At 32.2% G+C, this 17,907-nt stretch carries 19 protein-coding genes; 17 read left to right on the forward strand and 2 right to left on the reverse strand.

Going from position 1 to position 17,907, the window contains the following annotated elements; genetic code table 11:
- Nucleotides 1-26: 26 nt before the first annotated feature.
- From lpxD to Q4Q47_RS16565, 7 genes are all read left to right on the forward strand, one after another.
- The gene (lpxD, locus tag Q4Q47_RS16535) at nucleotides 27-1,049 is read left to right on the forward strand and encodes a UDP-3-O-(3-hydroxymyristoyl)glucosamine N-acyltransferase (protein ID WP_303307744.1); all 1,023 of its coding nucleotides are present in this window, start codon (nucleotides 27-29) and stop codon (nucleotides 1,047-1,049) included.
- A complete protein-coding gene (locus Q4Q47_RS16540; protein WP_303307745.1) occupies nucleotides 1,040-2,446 on the forward strand; it encodes a bifunctional UDP-3-O-[3-hydroxymyristoyl] N-acetylglucosamine deacetylase/3-hydroxyacyl-ACP dehydratase in 1,407 nt (468 codons plus the stop codon). The genes lpxD and Q4Q47_RS16540 overlap by 10 nt, the downstream gene beginning before the upstream one ends.
- Before the next feature lie 2 nt (nucleotides 2,447-2,448).
- On the forward strand, nucleotides 2,449-3,234 hold the full coding sequence (lpxA, locus tag Q4Q47_RS16545; RefSeq protein WP_303307746.1) for an acyl-ACP--UDP-N-acetylglucosamine O-acyltransferase: 786 nt from the start codon (nucleotides 2,449-2,451) through the stop codon (nucleotides 3,232-3,234).
- Nucleotides 3,235-3,264: 30 nt separating this feature from the next.
- Nucleotides 3,265-3,831 carry an elongation factor P gene (efp, locus tag Q4Q47_RS16550; RefSeq protein WP_303307747.1) on the forward strand — a complete coding sequence of 189 codons (567 nt, stop codon included), beginning with the start codon at nucleotides 3,265-3,267 and terminating at the stop codon, nucleotides 3,829-3,831.
- 108 nt (nucleotides 3,832-3,939) lie between these two features.
- Nucleotides 3,940-4,884 carry a UDP-3-O-(3-hydroxymyristoyl)glucosamine N-acyltransferase gene (locus Q4Q47_RS16555; RefSeq protein WP_303307748.1) on the forward strand — a complete coding sequence of 315 codons (945 nt, stop codon included), beginning with the start codon at nucleotides 3,940-3,942 and terminating at the stop codon, nucleotides 4,882-4,884.
- A 137-nt stretch (nucleotides 4,885-5,021) separates the two neighbouring features.
- A complete protein-coding gene (sucD, locus tag Q4Q47_RS16560; protein WP_303307749.1) occupies nucleotides 5,022-5,894 on the forward strand; it encodes a succinate--CoA ligase subunit alpha in 873 nt (290 codons plus the stop codon).
- A 135-nt stretch (nucleotides 5,895-6,029) separates the two neighbouring features.
- Nucleotides 6,030-6,611 carry a DUF4082 domain-containing protein gene (locus Q4Q47_RS16565; RefSeq protein WP_303307750.1) on the forward strand — a complete coding sequence of 194 codons (582 nt, stop codon included), beginning with the start codon at nucleotides 6,030-6,032 and terminating at the stop codon, nucleotides 6,609-6,611.
- Between the two features lie 199 nt (nucleotides 6,612-6,810).
- Here the strand turns inward: Q4Q47_RS16565 and Q4Q47_RS16570 are convergent, their stop codons facing one another.
- A complete protein-coding gene (locus tag Q4Q47_RS16570; protein ID WP_303307751.1) occupies nucleotides 6,811-7,503 on the reverse strand; it encodes a DUF6970 domain-containing protein in 693 nt (230 codons plus the stop codon).
- 233 nt (nucleotides 7,504-7,736) lie between these two features.
- Between Q4Q47_RS16570 and fabG the strand changes: the two genes are divergently transcribed.
- The 6 genes from fabG to Q4Q47_RS16600 all read left to right on the forward strand — a co-directional run bounded on the left by fabG (nucleotide 7,737) and on the right by Q4Q47_RS16600 (nucleotide 13,231).
- The gene (fabG, locus tag Q4Q47_RS16575) at nucleotides 7,737-8,483 is read left to right on the forward strand and encodes a 3-oxoacyl-[acyl-carrier-protein] reductase (protein WP_303307752.1); all 747 of its coding nucleotides are present in this window, start codon (nucleotides 7,737-7,739) and stop codon (nucleotides 8,481-8,483) included.
- Between the two features lie 4 nt (nucleotides 8,484-8,487).
- Entirely contained in the window at nucleotides 8,488-9,048 is a 561-nt protein-coding gene (locus tag Q4Q47_RS16580) for a hypothetical protein (protein WP_303307753.1), read from the forward strand.
- A gap of 90 nt (nucleotides 9,049-9,138) precedes the next feature.
- Nucleotides 9,139-11,082 (forward strand): VWA domain-containing protein, encoded by a 1,944-nt coding sequence (locus tag Q4Q47_RS16585; protein WP_303307754.1) that lies wholly within the window; start codon nucleotides 9,139-9,141, stop codon nucleotides 11,080-11,082.
- 12 nt (nucleotides 11,083-11,094) lie between these two features.
- On the forward strand, nucleotides 11,095-11,910 hold the full coding sequence (locus Q4Q47_RS16590) for a prohibitin family protein (RefSeq protein ID WP_303307755.1): 816 nt from the start codon (nucleotides 11,095-11,097) through the stop codon (nucleotides 11,908-11,910).
- Between the two features lie 23 nt (nucleotides 11,911-11,933).
- A complete protein-coding gene (locus Q4Q47_RS16595; protein ID WP_303307756.1) occupies nucleotides 11,934-12,758 on the forward strand; it encodes a LytR/AlgR family response regulator transcription factor in 825 nt (274 codons plus the stop codon).
- Between the two features lie 98 nt (nucleotides 12,759-12,856).
- Complete coding sequence (locus Q4Q47_RS16600; protein ID WP_303307757.1) at nucleotides 12,857-13,231, forward strand: hypothetical protein; 375 nt, start codon at nucleotides 12,857-12,859, stop codon at nucleotides 13,229-13,231.
- A gap of 136 nt (nucleotides 13,232-13,367) precedes the next feature.
- Here Q4Q47_RS16600 and Q4Q47_RS16605 read toward each other — a convergent pair whose 3' ends face one another.
- Nucleotides 13,368-13,883: a thioredoxin family protein gene (locus tag Q4Q47_RS16605; RefSeq protein ID WP_303307758.1), complete on the reverse strand. Its 516-nt coding sequence runs from the start codon at nucleotides 13,881-13,883 to the stop codon at nucleotides 13,368-13,370.
- Between the two features lie 306 nt (nucleotides 13,884-14,189).
- Between Q4Q47_RS16605 and hisG the strand changes: the two genes are divergently transcribed.
- Genes hisG through hisC form a run of 4 tightly spaced genes read left to right on the forward strand, consistent with a single transcriptional unit; the run spans nucleotide 14,190 to nucleotide 17,845 of the window.
- A complete protein-coding gene (gene hisG, locus Q4Q47_RS16610; protein ID WP_303307759.1) occupies nucleotides 14,190-15,047 on the forward strand; it encodes an ATP phosphoribosyltransferase in 858 nt (285 codons plus the stop codon).
- Nucleotides 15,047-15,466, forward strand: coding sequence for a GNAT family N-acetyltransferase (locus Q4Q47_RS16615; protein ID WP_303307760.1), 420 nt, complete (start codon nucleotides 15,047-15,049; stop codon nucleotides 15,464-15,466). Before hisG ends, Q4Q47_RS16615 begins: the two co-directional genes overlap by 1 nt.
- Nucleotides 15,467-15,470: 4 nt before the next feature.
- A complete protein-coding gene (hisD, locus tag Q4Q47_RS16620) occupies nucleotides 15,471-16,775 on the forward strand; it encodes a histidinol dehydrogenase (RefSeq protein WP_303307761.1) in 1,305 nt (434 codons plus the stop codon).
- 20 nt (nucleotides 16,776-16,795) lie between these two features.
- Nucleotides 16,796-17,845, forward strand: coding sequence for a histidinol-phosphate transaminase (gene hisC, locus Q4Q47_RS16625; protein ID WP_303307762.1), 1,050 nt, complete (start codon nucleotides 16,796-16,798; stop codon nucleotides 17,843-17,845).
- Nucleotides 17,846-17,907 lie beyond the last annotated feature (62 nt).

Below are 17,907 nucleotides of genomic sequence, written 5' to 3' on the forward strand. Positions count from 1 at the left end.
AAACAAAAAACTACAAACTTTTCAGTGTGAAATTTACAGCACAACAAATAGCAGGAATATTAGAAGGTGATATTGTTGGTGATCCAAATGTAGAAGTTTCAAAATTATCTAAAATTGAAGAAGGAACCCAGGGTTCCTTAACGTTTCTATCCAATCCAAAATACACCCAATATATATATTCTACAAAAGCGTCAGTGGCCATAGTTAATAAAAGCTTTGTCCCTGAAACCGAAATAGACACGACATTAATCAAAGTTGAAGATGCGTATGCCGCCTTTACTAAATTACTTGAGTATTATAATATTGCAAAACTTAACAAAGTAGGCATTGAACAACCTTCGTCTATATCAGAATCTGCAAAATTTGGCGATAATATTTATTTAGGAGCGTTTTCATATTTAGGGGATAATGTTAAAATAGGGGATAATGTTAAAATATTTCCAAATGTTTATATAGGTGATAATGTTACTATTGGCGAAAACTCCATTGTTTTTTCTGGAGCCAAAATTTATTCAGATACTATTATAGGGACCTCTTGTGTTATAAATTCTGGAGCAATCATTGGAGCTGATGGCTTTGGTTTTGCACCAAATTCAGATGGTAGTTACAAGAAAATACCTCAAATAGGAAATGTTATTTTAGAAAATCATGTTGATGTGGGAGCTGGAACTACTATAGATAGAGCGACTATGGGTTCTACCATAATAAGGAATGGGGTTAAATTGGATAATCAAATTCAAATTGCTCATAACGTAGAAATAGGCAAGCATACTGTAATAGCAGCACAATCTGGTGTTGCCGGTTCGACTAAAATTGGTGAGTACTGCCAAATTGGAGGGCAAGTAGGTATTGCTGGTCATATTACTATTGGTAACAACGTGAAAATCCAAGCACAATCGGGTATAGCTAGAAATGTTAAAGATAATGAAATCCTTCAGGGTTCACCTGCACTAGCATTGAGTGATTATAACAAATCCTATGTGCATTTTAAAAACTTACCTAAGATTGTAAAAAATATTAATGAATTAGAAAAAAATAAATGGGAATAGTTAATACTGAAATAAAGCAAAAAACTATTAAAGATGAAATTTCTTTAACTGGTGTCGGTTTGCATACAGGAAAAGATGTTACTTTAACTTTCAAACCAGCTATTGCCAATTCTGGATTAGCATTTAAACGTGTTGATTTAGAAGGCACACCTGTAATTGAAGCTGATGCAAATTATGTCACCAATACACAGCGAGGTACCTGTTTAGAGAAAAATGGTGTAGCAATTCAAACTTCAGAGCATGTGCTTGCTGCATTGGTTGGGTTAGATGTTGATAATGCTATCATCGAATTGAATGCCTCGGAACCGCCTATTATGGATGGTTCTTCCAAATTTTTTGTAGATGCTATTGAAAAAGCTGGTATTGTAGAACTTGATGCTTTTAGAGAAGAGTTTGTCATTACAGATATTGTTTCTTATACAGACGAAGAATCTGGTAGCGAAATTTTAGTAATGCCTTCTAAAGAATACCAAATAACCGCCATGGTAGATTTTGGTACTAAAGTTTTGGGTACTCAAAACGCTACTTTAAATAAAATTTCAGATTTCAAAAAGGATATTTCAAACTCACGTACATTTAGTTTTTTACATGAAATTGAAATGTTGTTGGAGCATGGGTTAATTAAAGGAGGGGATTTAAATAATGCCATTGTTTATGTAGACAAAGCATTATCTCCAGAAACTATGGAAAAGCTTAGAGTAGCCTTTAAAAAAGATTCCATAGCTGTAAAACCAAATGGTATTTTAGATAATTTGACGCTACACCATCCAAATGAAGCAGCAAGACATAAGTTGCTGGATGTTTTAGGAGATTTGGCACTTATAGGAACAAGAATTCGTGGTAAAGTCATAGCAAATAAACCTGGACACTTTGTAAACACACAGTTTGCTAAAAAATTAGCTAAAATAATAAAAAACGAACGTCGCAATAATGTACCTAATATAGATTTGAATCAACCGCCTCTAATGGATGTTAATCAAATTATGAGCATGCTTCCTCACAGGCAACCATTTCTATTAATAGATAAAGTTTTTGAGCTTACAGATAATCATGTTACAGCTATAAAAAATGTAACAATGAACGAACCATTTTTTGCTGGTCATTTTCCTGGAGCACCTGTAATGCCAGGCGTTTTAATTGTAGAAGCCATGGCACAAACGGGAGGTATTTTAGTGCTTAATACCGTTCCGGATCCAGAAAATTATTTGACCTTCTTTATGAAAATGGATAAAGTTAAGTTTAAACAAAAAGTAATGCCCGGAGATACGTTAATATTTAAATGTTCGTTAATAACTCCTATTCGCCGTGGCATTTGCCACATGCAAGGCTATGCATATGCCAATGGTAAACTTTGTGCAGAAGCAGAACTAATGGCTCAAATCTCTAAAGTAAAATAAATATGAACCAACCACTAGCATACGTTCACCCAGGTGCCAAGATTGCTAAAAATGTCGTAATAGAACCTTTCACAACTATTAATAATAATGTAAAAATAGGAGAGGGGACTTGGATAGGTAGTAACGTAACCATTATGGAAGGTGCCCGAATTGGTAAAAATTGCAATATTTTTCCAGGTTCAGTTATTTCAGCTGTTCCTCAGGACTTAAAATATAATGACGAAGATACCATTGTAGAAATAGGAGATAATGTTACCATAAGGGAATGTGTCACTATTAACAGAGGTACAGCAGATAGAATGAAAACCGTTATCGGTGATAATTGCTTAATAATGGCTTACTGTCATATTGCTCACGACTGTATTGTTGGGAATAATTGTATTTTCTCTAATAATAGTACACTGGCAGGACATATAACAATAGGTGACTATGTTGTTTTAGCAGGAATGACGGCAGTGCATCAATTTGTATCTGTAGGTAACCATGCTTTTGTTACCGGTGGATCTTTGGTTAGAAAAGATGTGCCTCCTTATGTAAAAGCAGCACGTGAACCTTTGTCATATGTTGGAATAAATTCTGTCGGACTAAGAAGACGTGGATTTACAACAGAGAAAATACGAGAGATTCAAAATATTTTCAGAATACTCTATCAAAAGAATTATAATAATACTCAAGCCTCAGAAATTATTGAGGCAGAAATGGAGGCGACAACAGAGCGTGATGAAATTCTTCAATTTATAAAAAATTCGCATCGAGGTATCATGAAAGGGTATTTCAAATCAAATTAATTAAACTAACGATTATACAAAAGAGAATTTATGGCAACTACAAGTGATATTAGAAATGGATTATGTATAAAATATAATAATGATATTTATAAAATAATAGAATTTTTACATGTAAAACCTGGTAAAGGCCCCGCATTTGTTAGGACAAAAATGAAAAGTGTTACTAGTGGTAAAGTTTTGGATAATACCTTTTCTGCCGGGCACAAATTAGAAGATGTACGTGTAGAAACCCATAAATTCCAGTTTTTATATAATGATGGTGAATTTTACCATTTTATGAACACAGAAGATTACGCGCAAATTCAATTAGTGGAATCTGCTCTAGATAATCCAAGTTTAATGAAAGAAGGTGAAGTTGTAACAGTTATTATTAATTCTGAAGATAATATGCCACTTTCTGTTGAAATGCCGGCAAGTGTTATATTAGAAGTCACTGCAACCGAACCAGGAGTAAAAGGAAATACTGCTACCAATGCAACAAAGCCTGCAACTGTTGAAACAGGAGCAACCGTAAATGTACCTTTATTTATTAATGAAGGGGACAAGATAAAAGTTGAAACTGAAAAAGGGACTTATAAAGAACGTGTTAAGGAATAATAAATCAGTCCACAGTTACCAGTATCCAGTAAGCAGTACTTACTCATATACTGAAGACTGTATATACTGTATACTGAATACTGAATACTGAATACTGAATACTGAATTATGAAATTTTGGCAACCACATACCTTAAAAGACATTGCAGAATTAATTGATTGCACTTTTGTTGGTGATGCTAATTTCCCTGTTCTCGGAATGAATGAAATTCATGTCGTGGAACCTGGAGATATCGTTTTTGTCGATCATCCTAAATATTATGACAAAGCACTTGATTCTGCAGCGACCATTATACTTATTAATAAAGAAGTAGCTTGCCCTTCTGGAAAAGCATTATTAATTAGTGATGATCCTTTTAGAGACTTTAATAGGCTTACAAATCATTTCAAGCCTTTTAAAGCATCTAACACTGCTATATCAAATTCTGCAACAATTGGAAAAAATACAGTAATCCAACCAAATTGTTTTATCGGTAATAATGTTGTTATAGGTGACCATTGCATAATACACGGTAACGTAAGTATTTATGATGATACTATAATAGGGAACAATGTTATAATACATTCTGGAACTATTTTAGGATCAAGCGCCTTTTATTATAAAAACAGACCTGAAGGATTCGATCAACTAAAGTCTGGAGGGCGCGTGGTAATTGAAGATGATGTAGATCTTGGAGCGGCCTGTACTATTGACAAGGGGGTAACAGGAGATACAACGATTAAAGCAGGTACTAAAATTGATAATCAAGTGCAGGTAGGGCATGATACCGTCATAGGAAAAAAATGTCTAATTGCCTCCCAAGTAGGGATTGCAGGTTGTGTTATCATTGAAGATGAAGTTACTATTTGGGGACAGGTAGGGATTACTAGCGCTATTACCATTGGAAAAAAAGCTGTAATATCGGCAAAAGCAGGAGTTAGCAAATCATTAGAAGGCGGTAAAAGTTATTTCGGAATTCCAGCTGATGATTTTCGCTCAAAATATAAAGAAATAGCAGCCATAAGAAAGATTCCTGAAATACTTGAAAAATTAAAGGAACAGAATATAAAATAGAGCTTGGTTTTTATTAGAACTCATTTGAAAAAGCCTTAAGCAAGTTCTTAAAATAAAAAGTACGTTTTTACTTTAAAATTTTAATACAAAAAATTACATTTGCTCAATTAAATTAATTAAAAGACAAATAACCACCTATGAGTGTTTTAGTAAATAAAAATTCAAAAATTATAGTTCAAGGATTTACAGGTAGTGAAGGTACATTTCACGCTAGTCAAATGATTGAATACGGAACGAATGTCGTTGGCGGTGTTACACCAGGAAAAGGTGGGCAAACACATTTAGATAAGCCGGTTTTTAATACCGTTTTAGATGCAGTTAACGAAGTAGGGGCAGATACCACTATTATTTTTGTGCCGCCTGCTTTTGCTGCCGACGCTATTATGGAGGCCGCAGATGCTGGTATAAAAGTTATTATTACAATAACAGAAGGTATTCCGGTTGCAGATATGATTACGGCATCCAACTACATTAAAAATAAGGAGTGTCGCTTAATTGGCCCCAACTGTCCAGGAGTTATTACTCCGGAAGAAGCCAAAGTTGGTATTATGCCAGGTTTTGTTTTCAAAAAAGGTAAAGTAGGTATTGTTTCTAAATCAGGAACACTTACATATGAAGCTGCTGATCAAGTAGTGAAACAAGGATTGGGAATTACTACAGCCATTGGTATTGGTGGAGACCCAATTATTGGAACGACGACAAAAGAAGCTGTTGAATTATTAATTAACGATCCGGAGACTGAAGCAGTTGTCATGATTGGAGAAATAGGAGGGCAATTAGAAGCAGATGCTGCTAATTGGTATAAAGCTAGTGGAAGCAAAAAACCGGTTGTTGGTTTTATAGCTGGAGAGACGGCTCCTGCTGGACGTACTATGGGGCATGCTGGTGCTATTGTAGGAGGAAGTGATGATACAGCTCAAGCTAAGAAGAAAATAATGAGAGCTTGTGGTATTCATGTGGTTGATTCTCCTGCCGAAATAGGAAAGAAAATAGCTGAAGTATTAGGGTAAACTTAATAGCTCATTAAAATAAGTAATCCGTTAACTAAAAAGTTAACGGATTTTTTTATGCAATAAATTTAAAATATAGGGTAACAAAAATAGCACTGCTTTTATATACTAGTATAAAACTAAAAAACAGGAATTATGAAAGCACAAAAAATAATATTAGGACTAACAATCATAGCATTATCTCTTTTTAATTGCTCTAAAAATGATGATGAAATAGAAATTGTAGAAGTAGAAGCAATACCACAATATCCAATGAAATCGTTGATAGAAAGTGGACACATGCAGGTAAACTATCAAAAAGTAGATGGTCCTAGTATCTTTGAAATTGGCTATAAATTTAAATCATTTAAAGATGGAAAGATCACGGCACTAGGTATTAGAGTACCAAACAATGATATATATCGAGTAACCCTATGGAATGTAGAAACAGAAACCATTTTAGCAACTACAATGGTTACTTCAAGTTCAGGGCTTCTCTCTTTCGAAGCTATAGAACCTATAACTATAAGTTCTGGAACAGCTTACTTTGTTTCAGTTAATACTAATGATTATTACCAGTTTACTAATGCTGGAAATGATTTATTTCCTGTAGAAATGGGAGACATATTAATTTCTGGTTATGGGTCGAACTATGGCACCAGCCAAACATTGCCAGATACGTTCTCGGAAACATCTTATCTAGGAATGGTAGATATTAAATTTGTGCCCAATAATTAACGCTTGCATAATAAAAGAAGTATACTGAAAAAGAGGGTGTCTAAAAGGTCTTTATAATTTGATTTGTCAGGTTGAGCCTGTCGAAACCGATATTGATTATCTGTAAGTTAAATATATTTCGACAGGCTCAATATGACATCGAACTTACTTTTAGACACTCTCTTTTAATTTATGTCAAAAAATCATATTTTATATTTGCTTAAGGAGCTCTAGTATATTCAATAGAAGTACCAAACCCATCAATATTCAATATGATAGTTTCTCCTTGCTCTGCAAGATTCGAAACATCAAAAGAAGTTGTAACAGATATAGAAGTTGGTTTAGTTAGGCTTTCTTTAAGATTGAATTTTATACGTCTTTGTGCAGGACTGCTTTCTAGAACCTCACCAGAATCTACCAATTTTACATCTTCAATTCTATCTTGAGTAGAAAGTATACTAAACGTTATCTCCAAACAATTGCCATTAGTTTTTGCAGATGTAATTGGTGAGGGTTTAAGTTCTTTATAGAGTTTAGGGCTGATTATAGTACCTTTTTCGCAATTTCTGTCAGTGAATAATATCTTTTCATTGATCGCTTCAGTATCAAAATCAGGACAAGTATTTATTCCTGCTATACCTCCAAATTCACAAACTTTATGCTTTTCACAATCATAAACAGTTGTAAAGCTATCTGCACAGTTTAAGCAGTTATTTATTGAAAAAACTGTTTGCTGATTATAATCATATTGTATAATTTCTAAACCATTAGTATTAGGATGATTTACTAATTCTTTTAGCCATTCTATATTTTCAAGCGGATCTACTGAGCATATTTTAGAAGGATTACCATCATCAGTTTCATTACATCCTAAAAATGAAATTAATAGTAAAAAAAGAAACGTATATTTCATAATGCTTGAGTTTAATATTCGCTGTTAAATTCAATTATTAGATGCTTTCAATAAATAAAGGTTGCGTAAAAAGTAATCTTTTATTTATTACATATAATGTGATTTTATAGCATTTTTTATATGATACAACATTGTATTTCCTATATTTGAATATCTAATTTATTAATGAACTTCAAGAATGAAATACACAATATATATTATTGTGTTTTTTATGTCAAATTAAAAATATCTAAATGAAATTATTACAAGGAAAAACAGCCATAGTTACAGGTGCTAGTCGTGGAATTGGTAAAGGAATTGCAAAAGTTTTTGCAGAACAAGGTGCGAATGTAGCATTTACATACAGTTCTTCTGTAGAAGCTGCAAACGCATTAGAAGCAGAATTGAATGTGTTGGGTATAAAAGCTAAAGGATATCAAAGTAATGCTGCCAGTTTTGATGATGCTCAAAAATTAGCTGATGAAGTTGTTTCTGAATTTGGAAGTATTGATATTTTGGTGAATAATGCCGGTATAACAAAAGATAATTTGTTAATGCGTATTAGTGAAGAAGACTTTGATTCTGTTATAGAAGTAAACTTAAAGTCAGTTTTCAATATGACAAAAGCAGTACAACGTACTATGCTAAAACAGCGTAAAGGTTCCATTATAAATATGAGTTCGGTAGTTGGTGTTAAAGGAAATGCCGGACAAACCAATTACGCAGCCTCTAAAGCCGGAATTATTGGGTTTTCTAAATCGGTAGCTTTAGAATTAGGCTCCAGAAACATAAGGAGTAATGTTGTTGCTCCCGGCTTTATAGAAACAGAAATGACCGCAAAACTTGATGAAGAGATTGTGAAAGGGTGGCGTGCTGGAATCCCTTTAAAAAGAGGTGGTACACCAGAAGACATCGCAAATGTTTGTGTGTTTTTAGCTAGTGACATGAGTGCCTATATAACTGGGCAAACGCTTAATGTTGATGGAGGTATGCTAACATAATACTATGAAAAAGAGCATCTTATTACTATTTTTTTTTATTTGTAATGTATCGGCTTTAATTGCTCAAAATAAAGAATGGGTAAAAGTTAAGGATACAGTTAATGCGTATATTATTGAGTTTCCAACAAAACCTCAAAAAGGATCTCAAGATGTTCCTACAGCAAAAGGAACTGTAAAAATGCACACATATACTTCGCAAACAGAAAATGATAAAAATAAGATTTACATGACATCGTTTACAAAGTATCCGAAATCTTTTTTTGAAAACGGATTAAATACTTTTGAATCACAAAATAGAGTTTTAAATGGTAGTATTGAAGGTGCTGTTACCAATACAAAGGGACGTTTGGTAAGTGATAAAAAAATTACTTTTAATGGGTATCATGGTAGGGATGTTAAAATAGAAGTAAAAAGTTTAGATCTAACTTACATGATTGAAATGAGAACGGTTTTGGCTGGGTATAATTTGTATTTAACTCAAATTATTTACGAGAAAATGAACAAAGGTCATGAAGAAGCCAAGCACTTTTTTGAATCTTTTGAGTTAATAAATGTCAAGCAGTAATTGGACACCCAAACACTCTTATATATAATCCTTTCTGGAATTGTTGCACTACTATTAGCGCTTTTTCAGTATATGCATAAAAAGAAAGGCATGTCTAAATTGAACATGCTTTTTTCTTTTTTAAGATTCCTGAGCATTTTTTCTATTTTTTTATTGCTTATAAATCCGAAATTTGAACAGCTTAGTTTTTCTATTGAAAAACCAAATTTGGTTGTTGCTGTAGATAACTCAAGTTCTATAAAACACCTCAATCAAGATACTCAAGTCATTAATTTAGTTGAAAGATTATCTAATGATGACAATTTAAATGATAAATTCAATATAGACCTATATACATTTGGTGAATCGTTTAAAGCTTCAGATTCTACTGATTTTTCAGAGAATCAGACGAATATCAACAATGCTTTTAAGCAATTATCTCAAATATATAGACAAACCACAGCACCTACCTTGATAATTTCAGACGGTAATCAAACCTACGGTAATGATTATCAGTTTACCACATCGACATACAAACAAAACATTTATCCTGTAATATTAGGAGATACAGTAACATATACCGATTTAAAAATTCAACAATTAAATGTAAACAAGTATGCCTATTTAAAAAACAGATTTCCTGTTGAAACCATTCTAGTTTATAATGGAAATAACACGATAAACTCTCGCTTTCTAGTAACAAGAGGCCATACAACTGTTTATTCTGAATCGATTCGCTTTTCAAAAGAGAACAACTCAAAAGTTATTAACTTTACATTACCAGCAAATGGTGTAGGTGTAAGTAGCTATAAAGCGACCATTGTTCCTATTGATAATGAAAAAAATAAGATTAACAATTCTAAAAACTTTGCGGTAGAAGTCATTGACCAAAAAACAAAAATTGCTATTGTTAGCGATTTTTTGCACCCGGATTTAGGTGCTTTAAAAAAGAGTATTGAAAGTAATGAACAGCGCTCGGTTGAATTTTTAAATCCAAAAAATATACTAAACCAAATAAATGATTTCCAGCTAATTATAATCAATCAACCAAACTACAAGTTTAAACAGTTGTTTGAGGTCTTAGAAAAAGAAAACAAGAATCATTTTACCGTTGTTGGGATTAAAACTGATTTAAATTTCTTAAATAGCATCAAGCCTAATTTTTTAAGCGAAATAACAAATCAAACCGAAACTTATCAAGCCGAATTAAACACCAATTATACACCGTTTATAGTTGATGATATCGACTTTGAATCATTCCCACCTTTAAACTCAAATTACGGATTGGTATCTTTCACTATACCGTACGAACCCATTTTAAATAAAAGCATTAATGGCATTTCAACAAACGAGCCCTTATTAGTAACTTATGAAACTAATGGTAGGAGAGAAGGGGTGTTGTTCGGAGAAAATATTTGGCAATGGAGAGCACAAAGTTATATTAATAACAAATCATTTAATCAATTTGATGATTTTATAGGAAAGCTTGTTCAGTATTTAGCTTCAAGCAAAAGAAAAGATCGATTGAATGTCGATTATGAGTCTTTCTATAATGGTAGTAGTAGCATTATAATTAAGGCGGAGTTTTTCGACAAAAATTATGTTTTTGATACACGAGAAACACTTAATATTTCCGTAACAGATAATATTACAAAAGAGAATAAAACATTCCCGCTTATTCTTAAAAATAATAATTTTCAAGTTGATTTAAGTAGTTTACCGCCTTCAGAATATAGTTTTACCGTAAGAGCAATTAATGCTAATATAGCCAAATCCGGAAGCTTTCAGGTTTTAGAATATCATGTTGAACAACAATTTTTAAATGCCAATGTAACAAAGTTGCAACAGTTAGCTACTAACAGTGAAGGTAAGAGTTATTTTATTGATAATACAAAGGGTTTAGTGAACGATTTATTAAACGATAATCGTTACGTATCTATTCAAAAAAGCAATAAAAATATCATACCTTTGATAGATTGGAAATATCTACTCATCATAATTGCTTTAAGCTTAGGTTTAGAGTGGTTTATTAGAAAATATAACGGATTAATTTAAATTAAAATAATAATGGAAAAATTACCTAAAGTGGCATTGCCAGTAATTGTTGTTGCAATTATACTTGTTATAGTATTAGCAAAATCAGCCGTAACCATTGGTTCTGGTGAAGCAGGAGTTCTTTATAAAACATTTGACAATGGTGTTGTTACAGACGCACCACCTTTAGGGGAAGGATTTCATATTGTAGCACCTTGGAATAAGGTTATTATTTATGAAGTGCGTCAACAAGAACTTTTTGAGAAAATGAAAGTACTTTCTTCAAATGGATTGGATATTATATTAGAAACCACAGCTTGGTACATGCCAAAATCAGTAGATTTAGGAAGATTGCATCAAGAAAAAGGCGAAAATTATCTTGATAGAATTATCAAGCCAGCGTTAAGATCGGCAGCTAGAAGTGTGGTCGGTCGTTATACACCCGAGCAACTTTATTCTAGTAAGAGAGATATCATTCAAAGTGAAATTTTTGATGAAACTAAGAAAATCCTTGACAATCAATACATTGTATTAAATGATGTCTTAGTTAGAGATGTCACTTTACCTGCAACAATTAAAGATGCCATTGAACGCAAATTAAAACAAGAACAAGAGTCTTTAGAATACGAATTTAGACTGGTTACTGCTGCAAAAGAAGCGGAAAAAGTAATTATTGAAGCACAGGGTAAGGCAGATGCTAACCGTATTTTAAGTGCTTCTTTAACAGATAAAATTCTTCAAGACAAAGGTATTGAAGCTACTATTAAATTGTCAGAGTCACCTAATAGTAAAGTTATTGTTATAGGTTCTGGAGACAGTGGAATGCCAATTATTTTAGGAAACCAATAGTAATAAGTTTCTAAAAAAAGTGTATGAAACACTTTTTGTCGCAGCCATTTACACTCATAGACAATACTAAGCAAAAGTTAATATTAATTGGCTTTTGCTTAGTATTTGGTATTATATTTATTAATATATTTCTTCCTTTCAATATTAATCTATGGGAAAAAGATTCAGGAATTCAACAGTTTTTCAGGCTATCTAGCTTTAGTTTTATTGCCGCCATTGTAATAGCTTGCTCCCAATTTTTAGTTAGGAAACTTTTAAAAATAAATTCATTTCTTTTGGGAGGTTTTCTCCTTTGGTTTTTTGGAGAAGTTATTATTATTTCACTCATATTACATCTAATATACGGTAACTTAACCTTTCCTTTTTGGCCAGAGTATTTACAATCATTTCGTTATACTTTTTTTGGCACATTAATTCCGTATTTTTCAAGTATACTAATTATATATATGTTACAGCAAAAAGAATTAAATGCTTCAGTTGTTTCTAGTAAAGGAACAGGTTTAATAGGTATTCCAGATGAAAATGGTGTTGTAAAGTTGTCTTTACTTCTTTCCAATATATTATATATAGAATCTGCAGATAATTATATTGCTGTATATTATCTTGATGTTGACCAAATAAAGAGTATTTTAATTAGAAATACTCTAAAAAATATAGAGAACATTTTCACAAACAGTAGTCTTAAACGATGCCATCGATCATATATAGTTAATATAAATATGATTAAAATGGTTCAAAAAAAATCAAGTAAGCTGTACTTACATATAAAAAACACAACAACTGTTATCCCCGTATCGCGTAATTACACCACAGCATTCGAATCAATTATTCCATCTGTCCCTAAATAGTATTATTCGCCACATTTTTTTTTAACGAATTGAAGTATCAGTTAATTTTGTTGAAATAAAACAACCTTACAACATTAAAATTATAACTTAAATTTATTATGAAAAAACAATTTGTAGCAACAACAATTTTAGTATTATTTGTGATTTTTGTAGCAAAATCACAAAATACTGTAAACGATTTTTTGGGGACTTGGGAGTATGTATGTGATGGTGCTGAATATGGATATACTAATGGAGAACTTAAAATAGAAAAAAAAGAAAATAATATAACAACTACAGTTATATTTACTGATGGCAGAAAATTAGTAGCAGACACTACCAAGCTTAAGAAAGGCATTTTGCATTTCGATTTGTACATTGAAGGCGCTATAATAAATATCTCGCTAAAAAATACTAAAGGCACTTTAAAAGGTGAAGTAACTATACCCGATAATCCTAAGCTAGGATTGATAGCAAACAAAAAGAAAAAATAGAAAAGATCTCTTAAATGATACTTTTGTAATATTTATATTAATAAAAGTATCATTAATTGTATTATAGTGACTAATTACCTAAAAGGAGGTAGTATATGCTTATTTATGTACTGCCTTTTTATTACTTAACACACTTTTATTTAAGCGTAAATTTTTTGGAAATTACAGCTAGCTCTTCATCGTTTAAGCTTGTCGTATTTTTTAATATCTTAATAAATTCAGCAACCTCTTTTTTACTAGCTGGGCAACCCAGATTTTGCTTATTCGAATCAAAAGAGTCTTCAATAAGTTTACCATCACTATTAAAAATTAAAAAAAATGGAATCCCAGTTTGTTTACCACCTGTATATTGTTTGAACATGTCTTCAGCACCAGGGTTTTCTAAATGACTTTTTTTATCTGGTTCCATAACCACTAAATGTTCGGTAACGAAACTCTTATCGAATAAATCTTTACAAACAGGATCATTCATGTTATCATCCATTTTTTTACACCAACCACACCAAGATGCATGAAAAATAATAAGCACGTTTTTGTTTTCCTTTTTAGCTTTTACTTTAGCGTTTTCCATAATCACTTCAGCACTTTCCTGGGCAAAAATGGCGTTTTGAAATGAAAAGAGAATAATAAAACAACATACTAGATATTTCATAATTTATTAATGTTTAAGCTTATTCTTTAAAAATAAATAAATTTTGAAAGCAATAAATAGGTTTTATTTAATTTTATTAAATCTTTAACTATAATTTGGAATTATAAATATAAATTACAGATATTTGCATAAACAAAACAAAACATGAACTTTATTCAATTCCATCATCATTTTCATATTTGCTCTCAAGCGAACTGAAAATGTATTGAATAAAATCAGCATATTTTTAAACCCGTTTGAGACAATCAAGCGGGTTTTTTAATTTTAATTCCAAATTGATTGTTTCAAACTCATAAAAACAACAAAATGAGTAAACTAAGAATTGCAGTGCAAAAGTCGGGGCGTTTAAACGAAGACTCGATGAAAATTTTAAAAGACATCGGTATTTCTATCGATAATGGAAAAGATCAATTAAAAGCTGCAGCCAGAAATTTCCCGGTAGAAGTTTTTTACTTAAGAAATGGAGACATCCCTCAATACCTTAAAGATGGCGTAGTAGACGCAGCAATTATTGGCGAAAATGTTCTAATAGAAAAAGGGAATGATATTAGAGTTGCCGAAAAATTAGGCTTTTCTACCTGTAGAGTCTGTATCGCTGTACCAAAATCGGTTGATTACAAAGGCATCCAAGACCTGGAAGGAAAACGTATTGCTACATCCTACCCAAATACCGTTAAGAGTTATTTAGAAAAGAATAATATTTCTGCTAATCTTCACATTATTAATGGTTCTGTAGAAATCGCACCAAACATAGGATTAGCTGATGCTATTTGCGATATTGTTTCTAGTGGAAGTACCTTGTTTAAAAACAACCTAAAGGAGGTCGAAATGATTCTAAAATCTGAGGCTGTGTTAGCCGTTTCTCCGCTTCTAAGTACAGATAAACAAGCTATTCTTGATAAAATTCAGTTTAGAATTCAGTCTGTATTAAAAGGACGTCAATCAAAATATATTTTATTGAATGCTCCTAACGAGAAAATTCAGGCCATTATTAACGTATTACCAGGTATGAAAAGCCCAACGGTTTTACCTTTAGCACAAGAAGGTTGGAGTTCTGTACATTCTGTTATAAGCAAAAATGAATTTTGGGATGTTATTGATGAATTAAAAGCTAACGGTGCACAAGGCATTTTGGTTTGTCCTATTGAAAAAATGGTGCTCTGATGTACGATATTAAATTAATAGATAATGCCCAAATGGGAATAATAATCCCATTTTTGAAAGAGTTGAAACCCGATGTTAGTGTTGCCTCTTTAGAAGAAAGGTTAAAAGACATGCTATTAAATAATTATAAATGTGTTGGCATATTTGATGATCAAAAACTCATTGGGATTTCTGGATTATGGGTACTAACAAAATACTATGTTGGTAAACATATTGAACCAGATAATGTTTTTATTTCTCCAGAATACCAAGGTAAAGGAATAGGTAAACTTCTAGTAGATTGGATATTTAAATATGCTAAATCTATAGGTTGTGAAGCATCAGAATTAAATTGTTATGTGAAAAATGAGAGAGGGCGAAGATTCTGGGAATCTCAAGGATATGAATTAGTAGCCTATCACTTTCAAAAACAATTATAAAATAATGAATAAAATATATAATCCAAATAAAGAAAGTTGGTCTGAGGTCTTAAAACGCCCCACGCAGACGGTAGATGATATTGAAGGCATCGTTAACGAGATATTCAATGAAGTTAGCAGGCAAGGAGACAGAGCTATTTCTGAATACACAACACGTTTTGATGGGGTTATCCTTGAAAATAATGTTGTGAGTCTTGAAGAGCTCAATTCGGCTATTAAAAATATTCCCGTTAATCTTCAAAACGCCATAAAATTAGCAAAAACAAATATTGAAAAGTTTCATAAAGCGCAACTAACAAATAGAGTAGAAGTGGAAACCATAAACGGTGTCTCTTGCTGGCAAGAAAAACGCCCTATTGAAAAAGTAGGATTGTATATTCCCGGAGGAACTGCTCCTTTGTTTTCAACGGTTTTAATGTTAGCGGTTCCAGCGCAAATTGCTGGCTGTAAAGAGATCGTATTATGCTCACCACCTAATAAAAAAGGTGAATTAGCTCCAGAAATTCTTTTTGCTGCACAACTTTGTGGCGTTACAAAGATTATTAAAGTTGGTGGCATACAAGCCATAGCTGGATTAACATTTGGAACAGAAATCATTCCACAAGTTTATAAAATTTTTGGCCCGGGAAATCAATTTGTTACCGTAGCAAAACAACTTGCTACAAAATTTGGAGTAGCTATTGATATGCCTGCAGGGCCAAGTGAGTTATTAGTGGTTGCTGATGATGATGCCAACGCATCTTATATTGCCTCAGATTTATTAAGTCAAGCAGAACACGGTGCCGATAGCCAGGTTATTTTAGTATCTACATCAAAAAACTTGATCAACTCAGTTTCTGAAGAAATTGAAAGGCAAATTAAAGAATTGCCAAGACAAGCTATTGCGAAAAAGGCCATCGCCAACTCTAAATTAATTTATATTGAAAATAATGAATTTGCTCTCGATTTAATTAATGAATATGGACCAGAACATTTTATTATTTGTACTAAAAATGAAGATTTCTATATAAATGGTATCGCTAACGCAGGCTCTGTTTTTATAGGTGATTATACACCTGAAAGTGCAGGTGATTATGCTTCAGGAACAAATCACACCTTACCTACCAATGGGTTTTCAAAAGCCTATTCCGGAGTAAACTTAGATAGCTTTTTAAAAAGTATGACTTTTCAAAAAATATCAAAAGACGGCTTATTAAATATAGGAGAAACCATAGAGTTAATGGCAGAAGCAGAGGGCTTACAAGCACACAAAAATGCCGTATCTATTAGATTAAAAGATATAATTCCTGCGAAGACGGGAATCTCATAAACTAAGCTCACAAGATGACTATGAAAGCAGCATATTTCAATATAGACAACTTAATAAGACCAACCATTAAAGCATTAAAGCCTTATTCATCGGCAAGAGATGAATTTCAGGGTACTAGTGATGCTATGGTGTTTTTAGATGCCAATGAAAATCCATTCGAAAATGGAGTGAACCGTTATCCAGACCCTCAACAAAGTGGTGTAAAGGCAATACTTTCTGAAATAAAAAATGTCAGTTCAAAAAACATGCTTTTAGGTAATGGAAGCGATGAAGTACTAGATCTTATTTTTAGGGTCTTTTGCGAGCCAAACAAAGACAACATCATCATATTACCTCCAACCTATGGTATGTATAGCGTTTTGGCTAATATTAACGCTATTGGTATTAAAGAAGTGCAACTATCAAACAGTTTTCAACCACAAGTTGAAACTATACTAAATGCAGTAGATGATAGCAGTAAAATTCTTTTCTTATGTTCGCCAAACAACCCTACAGGTAACAGCTTTTCAAGCCAATCAATTGAAGAATTACTAAATAGATTTAAAGGCATTGTTGTTATTGATGAAGCCTATATTGATTTTTCAAGAGAGAAAAGTTGGATCTATCGCTTGGAAGAATTTCCTAATTTAATAGTTACTCAAACGCTTTCTAAAGCATATGGAATGGCAGGAATTCGATTAGGAGTTTGCTATGCATCCACAGAGATTATTTCAGTTTTAAATAGAATAAAGCCACCGTATAACGTTAATGAACTAACACAACAAAAGGCTATTCAACAATTAAGCATAGAAGATTTAACAACAAATCAAATCAATGATATTTTAAAAGAGCGTGCTCTTTTAATTTCAGAATTGGATGCTATTAGTTTTATTTCAAAAATTTATCCCTCTGATGCCAACTTTGTTTTAGTAAAAGTAGATAATGCTACAAAACGTTACGATCAACTTATAGAGCAAGGTATTGTTATAAGAAATAGGACCACACAACCTGGTTGTGAAAATTGTTTACGATTGACCGTTGGTACTTCTAAAGAAAATAAAGTATTAATAAAAACATTAAAAGGTTTATAAAACCTTGTCATTCCGTACTTGACGCGGAATCCAATATAGAATAATAATTAAAAAATAGATTC

This window comes from Flavivirga spongiicola, from assembly GCF_030540825.1.
GTDB classification, from domain to species: Bacteria; Bacteroidota; Bacteroidia; order Flavobacteriales; family Flavobacteriaceae; genus Flavivirga; species Flavivirga spongiicola.